The organism is Undibacterium sp. YM2, assembly GCF_009937975.1.
Classification (GTDB): Bacteria; Pseudomonadota; Gammaproteobacteria; order Burkholderiales; family Burkholderiaceae_D; genus Undibacterium.
Genome location: NZ_AP018441.1, coordinates 4,226,543 through 4,243,811 on the forward strand (window position 1 = coordinate 4,226,543; position 17,269 = coordinate 4,243,811).

Below are 17,269 nucleotides of genomic sequence, written 5' to 3' on the forward strand. Positions count from 1 at the left end.
TTAATCATCGGACCGCACGGTAGGTCGCTGCTCTACCAGCAGCATCTGCACTTCACGCGCATCGGCACGCAGGACTTCAAAGTAGAGGTTGCCTATGGAAAATTCATCGCCCATGTGCGGCAACTCGCCCATGTAGTCGGCCACATAAGCGCCTATGGTTTCGGCATGGTCAGAACCCAGCGTCGTACCCAGGGTGTTATTGAACTGCTCAAGATCAGTCAGGCCCTTGATGCGCCAGCGCTTGCCATTGCCCTTGCTTTCCAGCGCCAGGATATTGTCTTCTTCTTCCTCAAAATCGTATTCATCTTCGATGTCACCAACGATTTGCTCAAGCACGTCTTCGATAGTAATGAGGCCGGAGACACCGCCATATTCATCGACCACCATGGCAATATGATTGCGGTTGGCGCGAAAATCGCGCAGCAGGATATTCAGGCGCTTGGATTCTGGGATATAGATGACCGGGCGCAGCATGTCACGTACATCAAAAGCGTCTGAGGCGTAGTAGCGCAGCAAATCCTTGGCGAGCAGGATACCAACCACCTTGTCGCGGTCACCATCGACAGCAGGAAAGCGGGAATGCGCTGTCTCCAGCACTTCTGGCATCCATTCTTCTATGGGGTTGGAGATATCGATGACATCCATTTGCGCGCGCGGCACCATGATATCGCGTGCGCACAAGTCGGATACCTGGAACACGCCTTCTATCATTGCCAGTGCATCAGCATCGATGAGGTTGCGTTCTTGCGCGTCATGCAATACTTCGAGCAGCTCTGCGCGGTTTTCAGGTTCAGGAGAAATCAGGGCGGTCAATCGTTCAAACAATGACCTGTGGGGTTTAAGGTCAGTAGGTCTGACCTTACTAGAGTGCTCTTGCATAATAGGCGTAACGCCGTTGTTTCAATCCTACAGAATACAACAAATGGCGGCTGTTTCCCAAATTTTGACATGAGCAGTTACAAAAACTACAGCAAAACCTGTCCAACGGCAGCTCAAAACCAGTCAAAAACAAGATTTGTCATCCAATTGTCATATTGGCGCAAGCTCCCCCCGGTGCTTTAAACATGCGTGTGGCTGACAAACAGAGCGGCCGTGGTACAAAAACATCAATTAATTCAATGGCAATAAAAGATGATTGCCTTTAATTTTTCGACAACTTATGCTGGTAGCTGAGAAACACAAGCTTACTTCTTACTGATTAAGTACGAGCAAAAAAAACGAGCACAAACACAGGCATAAACGCAGACACAAGCACAGGCAAACGCCATTCAGCGCCTGCAGATACTGGCGCTGGCGATGGTAATCGCACTGACATTGAAGTAGTGACAGCAGCAAATTACCAATGGAGAGTATCCATGTCAGCAATCATCCAGGCCATCTTTATCAATCCGCCCATGGCAATTGCACGCCTGGGTGGCAGCAGTACGCCGCAAGAGGCATTCCAGTGGATACAAAATCCGGCACCGCGCGCCAATGCAGAAACCGTCATTGCCCCCGACTGGTCACTGCGCATCTTGCCTGACAGTTCGGTCGAGCCGTATATGCCGACTGAGCTCAGCCTGCGTGATGGAGAACTGATCAGGCCCGTTGCACCCTTCTTTGAAATCTGGGCAAGAATGGGCGAACCCGGCTCGGCAGAAAGCAGTTGGACAGATGTACCGCTGACCCCAGCCCTGTTGAAGCGCTTCAAGATACCGCTTGCCAACTTGTCGCTGGAAGTGAATGCGCAAAACCACAAAGCGGCCCGACGTGCCTCCAACCCGCTGTTACGTTTTGGCACCTATCCACCTGTAGTAGTAAGGGCAGACAATCATGCCAACACCCCTTTGCTGGCTGTCAGCCCGCCCGCAGCAGCCAACCCGATGATACCGGCGGGGCGCAATATCCCGCTTGGCAGCATACAGTTCTTGCTAAGCAAACCCCAGCCCGCCATTGGCCAGCCCTGGCTGGCAGCAGTTAATGTTGAGGTATTGCGCTTTCGCTTTACCCCGGCGCGGGGTCGCGTATATGGCCCGCCAGATACCAGCCAGGATCACCAGCCACCCACGGGTGCCCCGGCACCACCGGTACTGGAGCCTTTCAACTTCCTCAACCCTGATGCAGGCTGGCGCGGTACCACGGGCACGCAGGCATCTATCGTCAGCCCCTGGGACACCTATGATGGCGCAGATGATGGCAACGACAATGATGCCAATGACGAACTGTCGCTAGGTGTGGTTGATGATACCTGCGAAGCCAGGGTCAAAGCCACTTTGCGCTTCCCTGGTGCGGCTGGGCGAACCATCAGCACCACAGCCAATGTCTTTGTTGCCCCACCTGATTTTGCGCCGGACCGCCGGCCTTTCCTGTCCATGGCGGACGAAATCAATGACCGCAGTGCCGACATCGCCCAGCGTAATGTCGCCATGAGCACAGCCGAGCGCGAGCGCTGGGTAGAAGACCTGTTCGAGCGCGCTTATGAAACCCTGAGCCTGCTCAACATCGATTACTACCGCGAGCTAAGGGCCATGCGCTTGCCTGCCGGTGCACGGCGCCCACAGCCCATCCCGGTGACAGCATGCGCCTGCCACTCAGGGCATTTGGTGCCAGTGATCCATTGCGTAATCCCGATTTCGCGCTATCCAATGGCAATACCGATGATCCCCTGCCACTGACCAGTCATGCTCGCTCGCGCCACCGCTACCTGTCTGACTTGCAGGCCCTGCATGATTTTGTACAGTTGCACCCCACCCGGCTGAAAGAATTGATACGCCAGAGTTTTCATCTGAGATCACCAGAAACTGCGAATGCCACCAGCATGCAGATGCCGCCCCTGATGCGCAACTCGAATGCCCTGCCGCTGACGCTGAGTACCTGGCAATATGATCTGCTGATGAGCTGGGTCGATGCAATCGTCCAGACCCCCGTCACCTCACCACTGGGTCGTTCTGCCATCGTCGCCAGGCGCGCGGATGAAAGGCTGGATGAAATCCTCGCTGACATGGGCACCGCCGTGCCTGGTGGACAGCCATGAGTCTGTTACCGCTTCCGTCTGCGGCGCAGGCCCCAGGCAGTTACCGCTTCAGGTCCAGCCTGGGTCAGCATTTGCTGGTGGTACAGCACAGCCAGATTTATGACCTGCCAGAACAGGAAACTGATGCTGATATCAGCCTCGATCACACCCTCAGCCAGATGCTGGCACGCACTCTGGACAATGAAGTCAGCCTCGACGCACTGAGCCTGCCTACCGTGCAGAGCCTGTCGCTGAACGTCAGTTCCAGTTGCAACCTCGGTTGCAGTTATTGCTATGCCAGCCAGGGTAATTTTGAGGGCAAGCAAAGCAAGGGCATGGACTGGGAACAGGCACGCAGCAGCATAGACCGCCTGCTGGCAACAGCCAATCCTCAAGCGCCGCTGACTCTGGGCTTCATAGGCGGAGAGCCCTTTGTCAACCGTGCCCTGATACATCAATGCGTACACTATAGTGCTCAACTGGCACAACAACGACAACTGGACTTGCGCTACTCCGTCACCACCAATGGCACCTTGCTGCGGCCAGAAGACCACGAACTATTGCGGCAACACCGCTTTGCAGTCACCGTCAGCATTGATGGCGGCAGTGTCGTCCAGAACCGCCAGCGCCCCATGCTCAATGGCAAGCGCGATTCTTTTGCAGCAGTCATCGAACACTGCCAGCCTTTGCTGGACCAACCCGGCAAGTGCAAACTCGCGGCCCGTGCCACGGCCAACAGCCTCTCGCTTGACCTGACCCAGCAATTTGACGCCATAGCTGCACTGGGCTTTCAGGACATAGGCTTTTCACCCTTGCGCAGCGGTTCAGCACTGGCATTACAGAAGCACGACTGGCCAGTATATGAGCAAGCGATGATCAGCCTGGCCAGCCGCGAATTGCAAAGCGCCTTGCAGGGGCAGCAGATACGCCTGAGTAATTTCGCCACAGCCTTGAAGCAATTGCATGTGGGTGCCAGCAGCCCTTACCCCTGCGGCGCAGGTGGCGGTTATTTTTCTGTTGCCAGCGATGGCGACTGGTATGCCTGTCATCGTGCGATTGGCAATCATGATTACAGGCTGGGTGACCGACACTCGCTGGACGCACCCAAACGCCTGCAATTTTTGCAGGAGCGCCACGTCCATGCCCAGACCGATTGCCACACTTGCTGGGCACGCTACCTGTGTTCAGGTGGATGCCATCAGGAAAAAGCCAGCCGCAGCCAGGCCTCTTGCGACTACATCCGTCATTGGCTGACTTTTTGCCTGCAGTCATATTGTGAACTCAGTCAGGCCAGGCCGGATTATTTCACTCATTGCCTGCCAACTTCACGTGCCAGCACGACAGCATAGGCTGGAACATCAGGAACATCAGGAACATAAGGAATGTAAAATGAGCCTTCCCGACATCATCAAACTGGTCCCCCGCAATGCTGCTGCCCTGCGCCGTGCGCAGACTGCCGACAGCGCCATCAGGCCGGTTGCTGGCAATCCCGTCTCTACCCGCCTGGAATCTGGCGTCGGCAATTGCTACCCTGGCCTGGAAGCTGATTTGCGCAATCTGGAGAGACGTTTTTTCCCCTTCCTGGAAGTCGATATTGCCGATACAGAAATACGCATCGTGGCTGTCGATAGCGCTGGGGTCACGGCAGCCGCCCTACCAGATGCAGACGCACAAAAATACCGCGACCTGGCGCTGGGCATCAGCCAGAATCTGCCCTGTATCATTAGCAGGATCAACGGCAATTTCGGGCCCTTTGGTAATCATGATCTGAACATCGCTCAACTGAGCCCGCCAGGCGCAGCTAGCACTAGTACCAACGCCAGCACTGCTCCCCCGGACGCATGGACCGCAATACGCCTGCTGCCAGAAAATACGGCCATCAGCCTGACGATACGGCTGGGCACCCGCAGCATCAGCCTGGAAGGCAGGCGCTCGGCCTACCTGAGTGGCACAGGCAGCCTGGCTGCCATGTTTGAACCTGGTGAGCTCACGCAGTCCCTGTGCAGCCCCTGGACCCATGATTTTCGCGATTGTGGCTGCTTTTACTGGGCCAGCAATCATCCCGACATTGCCCAACCACCGACACCAGATGCCAGCGAGCCCGGTGTACCCTGGCTGGCCGCAGTACCATGGGAGAGACTGGACCGCAGCATAGGCAGCACGCCACCCTCACCCGCCAATACAACTACCCCGGAAGAACTGGGCCACTATGCAATCAACCATCAATGGCAAAGCCTGAACTTTGTGCTGGAAGGCCGCGAAACCATACGCCCCTACAAGCCGGGCAAGTTCACTGCACTCCCACTGGCGTCCAGGGAAGAATTACAGTTATACCTGCGCTATGCCGCCGGGCTGGAACTGGCAGCAATACAGGAATACCTGTCGGCAGCCTATTCGCTGCGAAGCCCGGCCAGCCTGCCAGCTGGCAGCTTGCGCAACCGGGTCACAGCCAGTTTTGCTGAACTCATGCGCATCGCCTATGGAGAAATGCGCCACCTGCGGGCTGTCAATAATGTGCTGCAAGCGCTGAACGGCCCGGCCTATACGCCCGCCTTGCAAGTCGCCAAAACGATACCTGATGCCGCTGGCAATCAGCGCCCACCACGTGCGCGAATACTTGACCCGCAAGCCCTTCTGGATTTCCTGGCGCTGGAGCAGGCCAACAGAGGTGCTGACGAATTATATGCACGCATCTATGCCACCCTGCGCCAGCCAGGCTTTGGCAGCGATGCCGACTGCCAGAGCATACGTTACATCATGGCCGAGGGGCAGGATCATTTTGAAACCTTTGAAAACATGCAGGTATGGCTGCAAGGTTTCCAGCCTAGCCAGTATCTACATCAGAATTTGGTACAGGCACCGGCCAGCAACAGCAGCTATCAGGCACTGCAAAATGCTTACCGCAAGCTGCTGGAAAAACTGTACGCCGGTTACCAGGCGGGCATGCCGCAGGGCGCAGTGGATATCAACACTGCCCGTGGTGACATGGTGGCTGCGAATGGTTTTGGCAGTGCTGCCAGGGCTGTCATCAATGCGGGCTTTTTGCTGTCTTTTGATACCATCAGTGATCCCCGCTTTGCCCCTGTTGCACCGCCACCCGGCTTATGAAGCATTACCGTGTTGCCGTGCTGGGCAATGGCCCGGTGGGCACACTGGCTGCCTTGCATGCAGCCAGGCAGGGACATGGCCCGGTTTTGCTGCTGGCGGCAGACCCACCTGCTAATGCTGACGCTGAAGGTGGCTACCGCATTGAGGCTGTCCCCGTCAGCTTGCTGGCATTGCTGCTCGAATATGGCATTCACCCCCACCTGATCGGAGCCGGGCAAACGCATGCTGTCAGGCAGATACAGTGGGATAGCAAAACCTGCATATCCCTGCCCACACCCAGGACCGTACATATCCACCGCCCGGCACTAGAGCAGGCACTGTGGCAAAAATTATTACAGGAGCCGCGTATCCACCTGCTCCTTGGCGAGCAAAGCCTGCAATTGCATGATGCCGGAGTTGATAGTATCAATGGCGACAATCCTAACAACTGGCACGCCGACCTGTTGGTTGATGCCAGTGGCCGCGCCGCCAGGACCGCCAGCACCATAGACAAATCGCCGCAACCCTGGGTAGCCCGCCTGTTCACACTGGCTGGCAACACAAGACCGTCGGGAAGTTTTCAATCTCATATCCATTCTCACTTCAAGCTGGCAGCGCTGCCCGAGGGTTATGTGTATAGCCTGGCTACGCCCGAGGTACAGAATGTGGTTTTTGTCGGGCGCGGCAAGGCAGTCAAAGGCAGTGCAGAAGAATTGCAGCAACTCTTGCAGGGCACTCAGGCTGAGTGGGTACTACAAGGCTTGCCCGGGCTGGCAGAGTTTCACAGCGGCATAGCTCACCCGGTATCGCTGCAATGGGCGGCATCTGAGCGTAGCGTGCTGATCGGCGATGCAGCGCTGGCGCGTGACATCCTGTCGTCCCAGGGTTTGTCTTGCGGCTTGTCAGAAGCACTGTGTGTAGCAGAGCTGGGCACACCACAGGCCAGGACAAATTTTCAGCAAAGGCAAACACAACAACGACAACTGCATGCCACGGCATTGCTGAATCAGATCAGGAGCTGCCTGTATGGCATGGAGACTGCGTGGCAAGACTATGCGCAATTTATTATGCAGGCACGCACATAAACCGCCAAGACTGTCAGTTTCAACACTGTTTAAATCGCCGGGGATCAACTAGTATCAGGGCATGGAAAACAATCTCTACAACATCGATAACATCAACAACAAGGAGTCACCGTGTACCTCATCGCCAACATACTGACCGGCATCGTCGCCGCCCTGCATATCTACTTCCTGGTGCTGGAAATGTTCCTGTGGGATAAGCCCATGGGTTTGCGCACTTTCAAGAACACGCCTGAGAAGGCAGAAATCACCAAGATGCTGGCCGCCAACCAGGGTTTATACAATGGCTTTCTAGCCGCTGGCCTGGTGTGGGGTTTGCTGATGGGTGGTCATGAAGGTTTTCATGTGAAAATTTTCTTCCTGACCTGCGTCATCGTGGCCGGTGCCTATGGTGCCTATTCCGTCAGCCGCCGTATCCTCTACATACAGGCGGCACCAGCCTTGCTGGCTTTAGTGCTGCTGCACTTCTAAATCAGGCTTGCGGCACATCGACGATCTCTTCCGAGTCATGGAAGCGGGTGTAGTGGATGTGCTGGACATTCTCTGAATCGCGGTTATTTTCAAACACATCGACATAGCGATGGTTCCAGTGTATCTGGCTGCAAGGGTAATAGTGGCGCGCCCTTTGCGGCTGGTTGGTGGTGTCATCAACCCCTTCTATACTCAATATCAGCGAAGCCCTGCATGCGTGCAGGGCTTCTTCATCCATGCCAAACAGCGGGCTGCTTTCATCAATCACATGGATGACCGTCCAGCCGAGGATGAAGATGGGATGCTGCTCGCGCTCCAGCTTCATGTCGGTGATCTTGCGAAAACTGCCCATATTGGCCGTACTTTCATCCCGCATCAGGCGTAGCTTTGCCGTCGCCTCGCTGATGATATTCATGCGTGCATTGGCCAGGCGTATCAGCAAGACCCGTTTGCCATCCATGATGTGGCTGACAGGATGGTTCGCAAAAATAATGCTGGAACGCGGGCGTGAAAAGCGTGCAAACATGACACCAGTAATCAGAGCCACACTAGCCATGCCAACAAAAATCTCCAGTGTGGCGATACTATGCCCATACACAGTTTGCGGGTGCATGTCGCCATAACCGACAGTCGCCAGTGTTTCTACACTAAAGAAAAACGCCCCCAGAAAACTGTTAGGATGCAGATTGCCTATCGGGTTATCGCCCAGCATGAACAGCGAGGCAAAGCACAGGTTCAACACCAGGAACACCACACCCACGCCTGCAAAAAACACCGGCCAACTTGAGGTCATTGCATAGTAGTAAATATCTTGCCAGAATTGCGTGCGCAAACCATAGGCAACGACAGAACGACCACCCATGCTGATGCTGCGGCCATGCGGTTTTTGTTGGGTCATTTGGGGGCTTTCGAATATTTTGGATATTTAATCGTTCACTTGCCGGCGCAAAAACTGGTCACTCGTTCCTTTTCAAGGGGAGATTTGTGGGAATTCGCAAAGCGCAGCTTTGCGCCACAAATATCTAAGCCGCATGTAAGCGGCGCAGTGGAATGGTCGGGTGGGGGATGGGGGTCGGTTGAACAAGTATAATTAGTTTCTTTCTCGGGCCAAAGTTTCTTAATACAGGACCTAGGACGGATATATACGTTATTGAACCGCCCAGTGTTGGGCTGGTGAAACGTAGCCCAACCTACCCAATCAACTACTGATACGGATTCCCCAACCCCATCCCCGCCAATATTTCTATCTCCAGCGCTTCCATCTCCTCAGCCTCATCATCCTCTTCATGATCATAGCCCTGGGCATGCAAGACGCCGTGGACGATCAGATGCTTGGCATGTTCGAGCACGGTTTTCTTTTGCTCGGCCGCTTCCTTCTCCAGTACATCGGTACACAGGATAATGTCTGCCTGGGTCACCTCGGCATCTTCATCTTCGGTATAGGCAAAGGTCAGGACATTGGTGGCGTAGTCCTTGCCTCGGTAATCATGGTTGAGCACTTTGCCTTCTTCTGCATCGACAAAGCGCAAGGTGATTTCTGCCGGGAAGAACAATGCCGCCTGCACGGTCTTGCGTATCAGCGGGCGGGTAAGTACATCTTGCAGGCGCTTGTCGGCGTATTGCACTGACAGTGTCAGCTTGGGTTTAGCGACCGTTTTAACTTCGTTTTTACTTTTTGCGACCATGGTGGGCAGAGCTCAAGGGGGTTGCGGGTTTCAACATGCCTATGGCGGCGTTGTTGGCCGTGGTATTGGCATTGGCAGTTTCATAGGCATCGACGATACGTGCCACCAGCGGGTGACGCACCACATCGACGCTACCGAAATGAGTAAAGCCTATGCCGCGCACACCTTCGAGCACATGACCGGCATCGATGAGGCCGCTCTTTGCACCGCGCTGCAAATCAACCTGGGTAGGGTCACCGGTAATCACGGCCTTGCTGCCAAAACCTATACGCGTCAGGAACATCTTCATTTGTTCTGGCGTGGTGTTTTGCGCTTCATCGAGGATGACGAAAGCATGGTTCAAAGTACGGCCACGCATATACGCCAGCGGGGCAATCTCGATGACCTGCTTTTCAAACATTTTTTGTGTGCGGTCAAAGCCCAGCAAATCATATAGCGCGTCATACAAGGGGCGCAGGTAAGGATCAACTTTTTGCGCCAGATCACCGGGCAAGAAACCCAGGCGCTCACCCGCTTCCACCGCCGGGCGGGTCAGCACGATACGTTTGACGGCATCACGCTCCAGCGCATCTACGGCGCAAGCTACGGCAAGGTAGGTTTTACCTGTACCCGCCGGGCCTATACCAAAGCTGATATCGTGGTCGAGTATGGTCTTGATGTAATGGTTCTGGTGCGGCGTGCGCCCGCGCAAATCGCTGCGGCGGGTTTTCAGCATAGGGCTTTCTATATCGGCATCTTCCGGTAACGGTGCATCCACCGCCACGGCGTCGGCAGGAATCACTTCTTCCAGATCTTTGCCGGCCCTGCCTTTTTTGAGGCTCTTGCTGGCGCGTTGTTCTACCAGTGCCAGTTGCACTTCATCGATGGTGACGACTTTTTTCGCCAGGCCATAGAAATGCTCAAGTATCTCTATCGCTTTCTCGGCATTGTGGCCGCTGACGATGAATTTTTCACCGCGGCGGAAGATCGTCACATCCAGTGCTGACGATATCTGCCGCAAGTTCTCATCCAGTGGCCCGCACAGGTGTGCCAGGCGAGTATTGTCCAGTGGTTGAGGGATGAAGTGTGCTACCGGCACGGGTGTTTTTGCCATTATGCTGTCACTGCCTCTTCGACGAGTTCGCCGCGTAAGGAATAATTATAGGACTCGGTAATGCGGGTATTCACCAGCGTACCGACCAGGTCTTTGGAACCCGCGAAATTGACGACACGGTTATTCTCGGTGCGGCCCTGCAATTCATTCGGGTCTTTGACTGACGGGCCTTCTACCAGAATACGCTGCACCGTACCTATCATGGCATTGCTGTATTTCTTGGTATTGGCATCGATCACAGACTGTAAATGCTGCAGGCGGCGCAATTTGAGTTCTGCCGGGGTATTATCCTCGAGGTTCGCCGCTGGCGTGCCAGGGCGCGGGCTGAAGATAAAGCTGAAGCTGTTATCAAAACCGATGTCATTGATAAGCTTCATCAGTGCATCGAAATCTTCATCCGTCTCACCAGGGAAGCCGACGATAAAGTCAGACGACACGGCAATATCCGGGCGCACCTGCTTCAGGCGGCGCAAGACGGATTTGTATTCGATGGCGGTGTAACCACGCTTCATCGCTGACAGGATACGGTCAGAGCCATGCTGGGCTGGCAGGTACAGATGATTGACCAGCTTGGGCACCTTGGCATAACAGTCTATCAGGCGCTGGGTAAATTCCTTGGGATGGCTGGTGACAAAGCGTATGCGTTCTATCTGCGGGAATTCAGCGATGTATTCAATCAGCAGCGCAAAGTCGGCGATTTCGCCATCTTCCATCGTGCCACGGTAGGCATTCACGTTTTGCCCCAGCAGGGTAATTTCCTTGACGCCCTGCTCGGCCAGGCCAGCCACTTCAGCCAGCACATCATCAAAGCGGCGCGAAACTTCTTCACCACGGGTATAGGGTACGACGCAATAACTGCAATACTTGCTGCAACCTTCCATGATGGACACATAGGCACTTGCGCCTTCGACGCGGGCCGGTGGCATGTGGTCAAACTTTTCGATTTCAGGGAAGCTGATATCGACCTGCGAGCGGCCAGAATTGCGGCGTGCATCTATCATCTGAGGCAAACGGTGCAGGGTTTGCGGGCCAAACACTACATCGACATAAGGGGCGCGCTTGATAATCGCATCACCTTCTTGCGAAGCCACGCAACCACCAACACCTATCAGCAGATCCGGTTTGTTGCGCTTGAGTTCACGCAGGCGGCCCAGGTCAGAAAATACTTTCTCGGATGCTTTTTCACGCACGCTGCAGGTATTCAGCAAGATCACGTCGGCGTCTTCGGGCGTATCGGTTTTCACCATACCGTCATTGGCATTGAGAATATCTGCCATCTTGTCCGAGTCGTACTCGTTCATCTGGCAGCCGAAGGTTTTGATAAATACTTTTTTTTGCATAATTTTCTACACGCTCTACATACTCAAGGGACTGACATAATCCATGTTGCCTTGCACTGCTCCCCTGAGCCAGCGCCACATCACATGTTGGTATTTTTAAAAATTTGCGGTACCCATTCCTTCGCGGCTGGTAATACCCTCTTGCGCTCAATTTCGTTCAGAATCCAGATCCTGGACACTTCACCAAAATTATCTTCCAGATAATTGATGATGACGTAATTGCCGGTAATTTGCGTAGGCGAGATAAACAGGTTCTGGTCATCATAAATACGCAAACCCGGTGCCGTGTTTTTGGCTTTACCATCAATCAGTACATCGGGATATTGCGACATATTCAATACGCCGCGCTTGGTATTCTCCGGAAAATTACGTTCATCCGGTATTTGTGCAAAACCTTGCAAACTCGTCATGGCCAGCAAGACCAGCATGAACATCATCATTACACGGCGTAAAGCCAGCAGCATAGGCATACCTAGGCACCTCTTGGTGGGGATTAAGTTCAAAGGAATCAACTACTTAGGTCAAAACCTCGGGAAACCGGCAAGCCTGCAAGTTTAACACAGTCAGCGCCACACTTCCTATTGCAGCATAGCAGCACTTGCAGCCGCAACAAGCCAAAAAGACCCAAAATCTGTGATAATGGCAAAAAAAGAATGATGGAAACCCATGCACACCCGCTCACCCCGCTCTGAAAAGCGAGAATTTGATACCCGCCATTTCCGGGATGCCCTGTCGCAATTTGCCACTGGCGTCACTGTCATCACCACCCGGCTGGCAGATGGCCAGTTCCTGGGTTTGACCGCCTCCTCCTTCAATTCTGTCTCGCTGGACCCACCTCTGATACTCTGGAGCCTGGGCACGGCCGCCAACAGTCTGCCGGTGTTCAGCGGCAATTCTCACTACGTAGTAAACATCCTGTCTGCCGAACAAGCCTGGCTGGCCGAGCAATTTGCCAGCCGCAAGACTGACCGCTTTGCAGGTGTTGATTACACCCTCTCGCGCACGGGTCACCCTATCCTGACTGGCGCATCCGCCTGGTTTGAATGCCATAACCGCAGCCGCTACCCTGAGGGTGACCATGTCATTTTCGTCGGCGAAGTCGAGCATTGCGAATTCACCAAACAGGCACCGCTGGTATTCCATTCCGGCCAGTTCCTGCGCCCCACCAAAGAATAGACACATTCATGACGACCATTTTGCCTGTCGACCTGGTCGGCTACATTGCCGCCTGCCTGACGACGACCGCCTTTGTACCCCAGGCCTGGCTGACCTGGCGGCGCAAACGGGCGGAGGGTGTCTCCCTGGGCATGTACATCATCCTCGTCCTCGGCATCATGCTGTGGCTGGTGTATGGCCTCATGCTCAGCGCCCTGCCCATCATCATCGCCAATATGATCACACTCATGCTGGCCATGTTTATTCTCGTGATGAAGCTGGTGTATAAGTAAATATCCTGACTGGTGGAATCCCCAATATGCCCTCGACAGGCATGTGGAAATGGGCGGTGAATATGTCGATGTCATTGATGGCGGCTATGACCTGAAGGCAAAAGATGGCGGTACGGAACTGTGTTTGAGTACCCGCTTCATCAACAAGTCACAATTGAAGACCTATGGTGATCTGTGGGGCAAGATGGTGCTCAACGACTTTCACCAATCCATACTGGGCCTCATGAAAAACCGTGCCGAACAGCGTCATCAGCAACAGCAATAACAGGTAAAAACAGGCAAAAGCAGCAAATTGATTGATATATTGGCGATTGCTTGAATCCCAAGCCAGGATGTGAGAAGCTTGGGACCTTGATGACAACCCGGAACCTGAGGCATCCTGCATGAAACTCTCACAGCTTTTATCTGCCGCCCTATTGTTGGCACTGGCAAATAGCGCATCTGCCCAAGTACAAAGATGCGTAGATAGCGACGGGCGTGTGACTTTTACCGACAATGTCTGCCCCAAATCCAGCGTCAATGGAAAATCCGTCAAGGCCAACCAAAAATATGTGGGCTCAGAAAAAGTGCAGGAAACCAACTGGGCCGCACAGAATGAAGCTTTTAATCAACGCCATGCCGAGCGCGAGAGAAGAGCTGACAATGAACGTGCCATTCACAATTTCCTGACAACGCCCATGCCCGCAGGTGTCAAGTCCAGGCAATTGACGACTTACACCAATGCCCCCCATAAACTTGAATACAACAAGTAACACGCTAGTCAGCAGATTCCGAGAGACCCGGGCTTGCCCGGAGTAAACCCTGTAAAACCGTAAATCCGCTCAAACAAGGGCCCAGCTCGCAGACTGGGTCTTTTGTATTCCAGGCTAAGGTTTGGGAGCAGCTTTCGCCACCGGCCTGACAACCGACTCTACACCGCGTGCACCATGCATGTCAGTATCGACCTTACCCTCCTGCAAGTCAGTTAATGCCTGCTTCATGACTTTACGCGGCGCAGTCTTGCCATCCGTCGTTTGATCACGCTCGTGTGGTAGCAAGGCTTCATTGTTTTTGACCCGTGCGGCCTGAGCAGATCCATCAACGCCGCGCCCCTTGGCTTCACCGGCATTGGCCTGCTTGCGATTCTTGCTGTCCAGATTCACATGTCTAGAGCTCACGGCCTGTCACTCCCATTTCTGCAGCCTGCTGTTCAACAGTTGCCGTGGGGGTATTGCCGGGCGCGGCGGCAACAGAGTTTGCTGAAGGCAAACTGCCGGGAATAAGATTGGGCGGCACACGTGGATCAAAATCTGTCCAGTCGCCTTTGCTAATGGTGCCTTCGCCCAGCTCGATCTGGTCTGCCCCCAGGTCTTTCAAGAGCTTGATGACACGCTGCTCGGTCTCCGGCTTGTTGACACTGACCGCCACCATCATGCCAGACCGCCTCACGGTGGCGGCATTTTCAGCGTCATCATCGGTGGTCTCCCCCTTGTCCTTCATTTGCGACAAGCTGCCTATCAGCGCACCCACATGTGCTCCAACCAGTGCACCCAGTGCCGTACTCACAGGCCCGGTCACAGGCGCACCGATCAAACCCACTGCAGCACCAACTGCCCCACCCGCAGCAGCACCGTTGACGGCACCGTTGCCAGCCTTGGTTGCCCCCGGAGAATCGTCCCGGTCACCGCCAAGCGGATACATATCATGCTGCCCCGGAGGATTAAGATAGAAAGAGCTGATTTGTCCCGGAGCAAAGCCCAGTACCATCAGTTGATAGATAGCCTGCTGTACCTGTTCCTGCTGCTGCAGCCGCCCGGCAATAATATGTGTCATGATGTTCTCCGTCCTGGTTGCAAGACCCGCACAGACCTGAGCCTGTGAGGGTACTTACTGACAGGATAGGCGCATCCGGCACAGTCATCTGTGCGCTGGCGCACCCAGTCTTTCGGCAGCAATGGGCGTAATCTGCAAGTATGGACAGGCTAGCGCCAGACCGCCCAATTGAAATTGAGGTATGCTCACCGGGCAAGCCATGCCACTTTCTCTTTGCAAGTGACGCAAACAAATTGCAGCAAGCATTTAATGTCCCCAGCCAATGCCGTATTGGCATGCCTTATTTATTGGCATACCCTATTGATAAAATGAAAGATCAGATACATTACCAACGCGTCGCCCAGGTGCCGGGACTGGTCCTGAGTGCGAGCCGGATTTCGGAATTCCACTTCGACCGCCATTATCATCTCGACTACCATATTGGTCTGGTGACAGAAGGTGTGCAACGCCAGGAATTTCGTGGGAATTCGGTGCTGCTGGGCCAAGGCTGCATCGTCCTCATGCCTCCAGGTGAAATCCATGATGGTATGGCAGAAGGTGGTGATGCCTACACACTCAAGACCTTTCGCCTGCCATTTGATCTCCTGAACCAGGTCACAGAAGAACTCACGGGATCCAGCCGTGAACCGGCCCTGGTGGGAGCGATGCTGGAAAGCCCCATGCAGGCCGCCCATCTGCTGCGCCTGCATGACAGCATGTATGCGGATAAAAATGCATCCCCCATGGCGATACAGTCAGACTGGCTGTCCCTGCTGGATTTTGTCTTCACGCAATCCAAAACCATACAGCCCCAGAACATCAAAAGCGGCCTCGCACCCTGGCAATACCAGCGCATCAAGGACTACTGCGTGGCGCATCTGTCACAAAAAATTAGCCTGGATGAGCTGGCGGGTATCTGCGGCCTCGGTCAATTCCATTTTTTGCGTCAATTCAAGCACAGCGTAGGCATGACACCTCATGCCTGGCTGATCAGGCTGCGACTGGAGTACGCCTGTTCATTACTGGGGAAAAGTCCGCAGACCATCGCCGATGTGGCACAACTGGTGGGCTTCTACGACCAAAGCCATTTTAACCGCGCTTTCAGGCAGGCCTACGGGGTCGCACCGTCCTCGTACTAGAACTCATTTCATAAATAGGATGAGTGCGAACAAGACGATTTGGGATGCAGTGCAAGGCGTGGTCCGCTGCTAAGGCTCCTGCCTTAGCGAGGGCCACAACGCCGCAATGCGCCCAAATCGTCAGTTCCCGGAGGGTCTACCTCATAGCGCGTGCTGGACAGTGTTGGACTCGTTATCAATAGCACCGCTATTGACTGCCTCGTCTCCTTGCAGGACGCATATGCGCTGGTAAGCGCACATCGTACGCAGGCGCGCAGCATGCTGCACGAAACCCCTGCTTTACCCTTGCCAGCCCACGCTATGAGGCAAACGCATCTCACCCTATTTATGAAATGAGTTCTAATAGTCAATTTTTTACAATCCACCGCGCCAGCCCTGCTCTTATCATGCCTCCATTGGAGCATGCTCCAGGCAAAAACAGGATTTTCATGCCCACCACCAAGGAGAATTTGCATGACGACAGAGCGCCATTATTTCAAGAGCGATGAGCTAAGCATGCACACAGAAGTAAAACTGTGCACAGCAACTCCGGAAGCTGAGTTTGAGATCATTCTGGAAGCCACCCTGTTTCATCCGCAAGGTGGCGGGCAACCTTCCGATGTGGGCAGCATAGCAGGGGTCAAGGTCAAGCGGGTGCTTCAAAATGGTGAACAGATTGTTCATGTCACCGGGCACCCTGTCGCCGTCGGCCCCGCCCTGATTGAAGTTTGTCCAGAAACTCGCAAACTGCATACCCAGCTCCACTCAGCGGGCCACCTGATAGGCTGCTATGGGGAACTGGCTGGATGGCAGCCCATCAAGGGGCATCACTGGCCAGGTGAAGCCAGGGTAGTCTTTGAAAACGCTGGAGCGACCACCACCTTGCCCGCAGACGAACTGGCACAACAAATCCAGACCTGGATTGCCGCCAACCTGCCCCGCCACACCAGCCTGGAAGCAGGACAACGCCAGATTGGCTTTGGTCACTTGCCTGCCCACCCCTGCGGAGGTACGCATGCGCTGTCAACTGGCCAGATCGGCCAGGTCAACATTACCAGAATCAAGGAAAAAAAGGGGCAAGTATCCGTCCACTATGAGCTTGCCCCGGCATGATCTTCCAGTAATTTATTATAAAATTCGCGGAAAAACGGCTAAGCGGCTT

The 17,269-nt window shown here is 54.4% G+C and carries 20 protein-coding genes; 12 read left to right on the forward strand and 8 right to left on the reverse strand.

Features of this window, described 5'->3' with window-relative positions:
- A complete protein-coding gene (locus UNDYM_RS18995; RefSeq protein ID WP_162042441.1) occupies positions 1–879 on the reverse strand; it encodes an HlyC/CorC family transporter in 879 nt (292 codons plus the stop codon).
- A 476-nt stretch (positions 880–1,355) separates the two neighbouring features.
- On the opposite strand from UNDYM_RS18995, the gene UNDYM_RS19000 reads away from it, so the two are divergent.
- The 6 genes from UNDYM_RS19000 (at position 1,356) to UNDYM_RS19025 (ending at position 7,632) form a co-directional block, all read left to right on the forward strand.
- A complete protein-coding gene (locus UNDYM_RS19000) occupies positions 1,356–2,654 on the forward strand; it encodes a hypothetical protein (RefSeq protein WP_162042442.1) in 1,299 nt (432 codons plus the stop codon).
- Positions 2,558–3,013, forward strand: coding sequence for a hypothetical protein (locus UNDYM_RS19005; protein ID WP_162042443.1), 456 nt, complete (start codon positions 2,558–2,560; stop codon positions 3,011–3,013). Before UNDYM_RS19000 ends, UNDYM_RS19005 begins: the two co-directional genes overlap by 97 nt.
- Positions 3,010–4,341 (forward strand): radical SAM/SPASM domain-containing protein, encoded by a 1,332-nt coding sequence (locus UNDYM_RS19010; protein WP_162042444.1) that lies wholly within the window; start codon positions 3,010–3,012, stop codon positions 4,339–4,341. Before UNDYM_RS19005 ends, UNDYM_RS19010 begins: the two co-directional genes overlap by 4 nt.
- A 40-nt stretch (positions 4,342–4,381) precedes the next feature.
- Positions 4,382–6,100 carry a ferritin-like domain-containing protein gene (locus UNDYM_RS19015; protein ID WP_162042445.1) on the forward strand — a complete coding sequence of 573 codons (1,719 nt, stop codon included), beginning with the start codon at positions 4,382–4,384 and terminating at the stop codon, positions 6,098–6,100.
- Positions 6,097–7,164 carry an NAD(P)/FAD-dependent oxidoreductase gene (locus tag UNDYM_RS19020; RefSeq protein WP_162042446.1) on the forward strand — a complete coding sequence of 356 codons (1,068 nt, stop codon included), beginning with the start codon at positions 6,097–6,099 and terminating at the stop codon, positions 7,162–7,164. The genes UNDYM_RS19015 and UNDYM_RS19020 overlap by 4 nt, the downstream gene beginning before the upstream one ends.
- 120 nt (positions 7,165–7,284) lie before the next feature.
- The gene (locus tag UNDYM_RS19025) at positions 7,285–7,632 is read left to right on the forward strand and encodes a DUF1304 domain-containing protein (RefSeq protein WP_370529489.1); all 348 of its coding nucleotides are present in this window, start codon (positions 7,285–7,287) and stop codon (positions 7,630–7,632) included.
- A gap of 1 nt (position 7,633) precedes the next feature.
- On the opposite strand, the gene UNDYM_RS19030 is transcribed toward UNDYM_RS19025, so the two are convergent.
- The 5 genes from UNDYM_RS19030 to UNDYM_RS19050 all read right to left on the reverse strand — a co-directional run bounded on the left by UNDYM_RS19030 (position 7,634) and on the right by UNDYM_RS19050 (position 12,220).
- The gene (locus tag UNDYM_RS19030) at positions 7,634–8,530 is read right to left on the reverse strand and encodes an ion channel (RefSeq protein WP_162042448.1); all 897 of its coding nucleotides are present in this window, start codon (positions 8,528–8,530) and stop codon (positions 7,634–7,636) included.
- 304 nt (positions 8,531–8,834) lie between these two features.
- Entirely contained in the window at positions 8,835–9,317 is a 483-nt protein-coding gene (gene ybeY / locus UNDYM_RS19035; protein ID WP_162042449.1) for an rRNA maturation RNase YbeY, read from the reverse strand.
- Entirely contained in the window at positions 9,301–10,413 is a 1,113-nt protein-coding gene (locus tag UNDYM_RS19040; protein ID WP_162044705.1) for a PhoH family protein, read from the reverse strand. The genes ybeY and UNDYM_RS19040 overlap by 17 nt, the downstream gene beginning before the upstream one ends.
- On the reverse strand, positions 10,410–11,750 hold the full coding sequence (gene miaB, locus UNDYM_RS19045; protein WP_162042450.1) for a tRNA (N6-isopentenyl adenosine(37)-C2)-methylthiotransferase MiaB: 1,341 nt from the start codon (positions 11,748–11,750) through the stop codon (positions 10,410–10,412). The genes UNDYM_RS19040 and miaB overlap by 4 nt, the downstream gene beginning before the upstream one ends.
- 80 nt (positions 11,751–11,830) lie before the next feature.
- Positions 11,831–12,220 (reverse strand): hypothetical protein, encoded by a 390-nt coding sequence (locus tag UNDYM_RS19050; RefSeq protein ID WP_162042451.1) that lies wholly within the window; start codon positions 12,218–12,220, stop codon positions 11,831–11,833.
- Positions 12,221–12,416: 196 nt separating this feature from the next.
- Between UNDYM_RS19050 and UNDYM_RS19055 the strand changes: the two genes are divergently transcribed.
- The 4 genes from UNDYM_RS19055 to UNDYM_RS19070 all read left to right on the forward strand — a co-directional run bounded on the left by UNDYM_RS19055 (position 12,417) and on the right by UNDYM_RS19070 (position 13,950).
- Positions 12,417–12,926, forward strand: a complete 510-nt coding sequence (locus UNDYM_RS19055) for a flavin reductase family protein (RefSeq protein ID WP_162042452.1) — start codon at positions 12,417–12,419, stop codon at positions 12,924–12,926.
- Between the two features lie 8 nt (positions 12,927–12,934).
- Positions 12,935–13,198, forward strand: coding sequence for a SemiSWEET transporter (locus UNDYM_RS19060; RefSeq protein WP_370529347.1), 264 nt, complete (start codon positions 12,935–12,937; stop codon positions 13,196–13,198).
- A 49-nt stretch (positions 13,199–13,247) separates the two neighbouring features.
- Positions 13,248–13,463, forward strand: a complete 216-nt coding sequence (locus UNDYM_RS19065; RefSeq protein ID WP_162042453.1) for a hypothetical protein — start codon at positions 13,248–13,250, stop codon at positions 13,461–13,463.
- A 118-nt stretch (positions 13,464–13,581) separates the two neighbouring features.
- Complete coding sequence (locus UNDYM_RS19070) at positions 13,582–13,950, forward strand: DUF4124 domain-containing protein (protein ID WP_162042454.1); 369 nt, start codon at positions 13,582–13,584, stop codon at positions 13,948–13,950.
- Between the two features lie 114 nt (positions 13,951–14,064).
- Here the strand turns inward: UNDYM_RS19070 and UNDYM_RS19075 are convergent, their stop codons facing one another.
- Both UNDYM_RS19075 and UNDYM_RS19080 read right to left on the reverse strand, forming a co-directional pair.
- Positions 14,065–14,355, reverse strand: coding sequence for a hypothetical protein (locus UNDYM_RS19075; protein WP_232063546.1), 291 nt, complete (start codon positions 14,353–14,355; stop codon positions 14,065–14,067).
- Positions 14,345–15,010, reverse strand: a complete 666-nt coding sequence (locus UNDYM_RS19080; protein ID WP_370529348.1) for a hypothetical protein — start codon at positions 15,008–15,010, stop codon at positions 14,345–14,347. The genes UNDYM_RS19075 and UNDYM_RS19080 overlap by 11 nt, the downstream gene beginning before the upstream one ends.
- A 308-nt stretch (positions 15,011–15,318) precedes the next feature.
- Between UNDYM_RS19080 and UNDYM_RS19085 the strand changes: the two genes are divergently transcribed.
- The gene (locus tag UNDYM_RS19085) at positions 15,319–16,128 is read left to right on the forward strand and encodes an AraC family transcriptional regulator (protein ID WP_162042455.1); all 810 of its coding nucleotides are present in this window, start codon (positions 15,319–15,321) and stop codon (positions 16,126–16,128) included.
- Positions 16,129–16,581: 453 nt separating this feature from the next.
- Positions 16,582–17,220 carry an alanyl-tRNA editing protein gene (locus tag UNDYM_RS19090; protein ID WP_162042456.1) on the forward strand — a complete coding sequence of 213 codons (639 nt, stop codon included), beginning with the start codon at positions 16,582–16,584 and terminating at the stop codon, positions 17,218–17,220.
- Positions 17,221–17,269: the final 49 nt, after the last annotated feature.

Coding starts and splice junctions, on each gene's coding strand:
- UNDYM_RS18995 (WP_162042441.1), bottom strand. CDS start 879: ATGCAAGAGCACTCTAGTAAGGTCAGACCTACTGACCTTAAACCCCAC.
- UNDYM_RS19000 (WP_162042442.1), top strand. CDS start 1,356: ATGTCAGCAATCATCCAGGCCATCTTTATCAATCCGCCCATGGCAATT.
- UNDYM_RS19005 (WP_162042443.1), top strand. CDS start 2,558: ATGCGCCTGCCACTCAGGGCATTTGGTGCCAGTGATCCATTGCGTAAT.
- UNDYM_RS19010 (WP_162042444.1), top strand. CDS start 3,010: ATGAGTCTGTTACCGCTTCCGTCTGCGGCGCAGGCCCCAGGCAGTTAC.
- UNDYM_RS19015 (WP_162042445.1), top strand. CDS start 4,382: ATGAGCCTTCCCGACATCATCAAACTGGTCCCCCGCAATGCTGCTGCC.
- UNDYM_RS19020 (WP_162042446.1), top strand. CDS start 6,097: ATGAAGCATTACCGTGTTGCCGTGCTGGGCAATGGCCCGGTGGGCACA.
- UNDYM_RS19030 (WP_162042448.1), bottom strand. CDS start 8,530: ATGACCCAACAAAAACCGCATGGCCGCAGCATCAGCATGGGTGGTCGT.
- ybeY (WP_162042449.1), bottom strand. CDS start 9,317: ATGGTCGCAAAAAGTAAAAACGAAGTTAAAACGGTCGCTAAACCCAAG.
- miaB (WP_162042450.1), bottom strand. CDS start 11,750: ATGCAAAAAAAAGTATTTATCAAAACCTTCGGCTGCCAGATGAACGAG.
- UNDYM_RS19050 (WP_162042451.1), bottom strand. CDS start 12,220: ATGCCTATGCTGCTGGCTTTACGCCGTGTAATGATGATGTTCATGCTG.
- UNDYM_RS19055 (WP_162042452.1), top strand. CDS start 12,417: ATGCACACCCGCTCACCCCGCTCTGAAAAGCGAGAATTTGATACCCGC.
- UNDYM_RS19060 (WP_370529347.1), top strand. CDS start 12,935: ATGACGACCATTTTGCCTGTCGACCTGGTCGGCTACATTGCCGCCTGC.
- UNDYM_RS19065 (WP_162042453.1), top strand. CDS start 13,248: ATGGGCGGTGAATATGTCGATGTCATTGATGGCGGCTATGACCTGAAG.
- UNDYM_RS19070 (WP_162042454.1), top strand. CDS start 13,582: ATGAAACTCTCACAGCTTTTATCTGCCGCCCTATTGTTGGCACTGGCA.
- UNDYM_RS19080 (WP_370529348.1), bottom strand. CDS start 15,010: ATGACACATATTATTGCCGGGCGGCTGCAGCAGCAGGAACAGGTACAG.
- UNDYM_RS19085 (WP_162042455.1), top strand. CDS start 15,319: ATGAAAGATCAGATACATTACCAACGCGTCGCCCAGGTGCCGGGACTG.
- UNDYM_RS19090 (WP_162042456.1), top strand. CDS start 16,582: ATGACGACAGAGCGCCATTATTTCAAGAGCGATGAGCTAAGCATGCAC.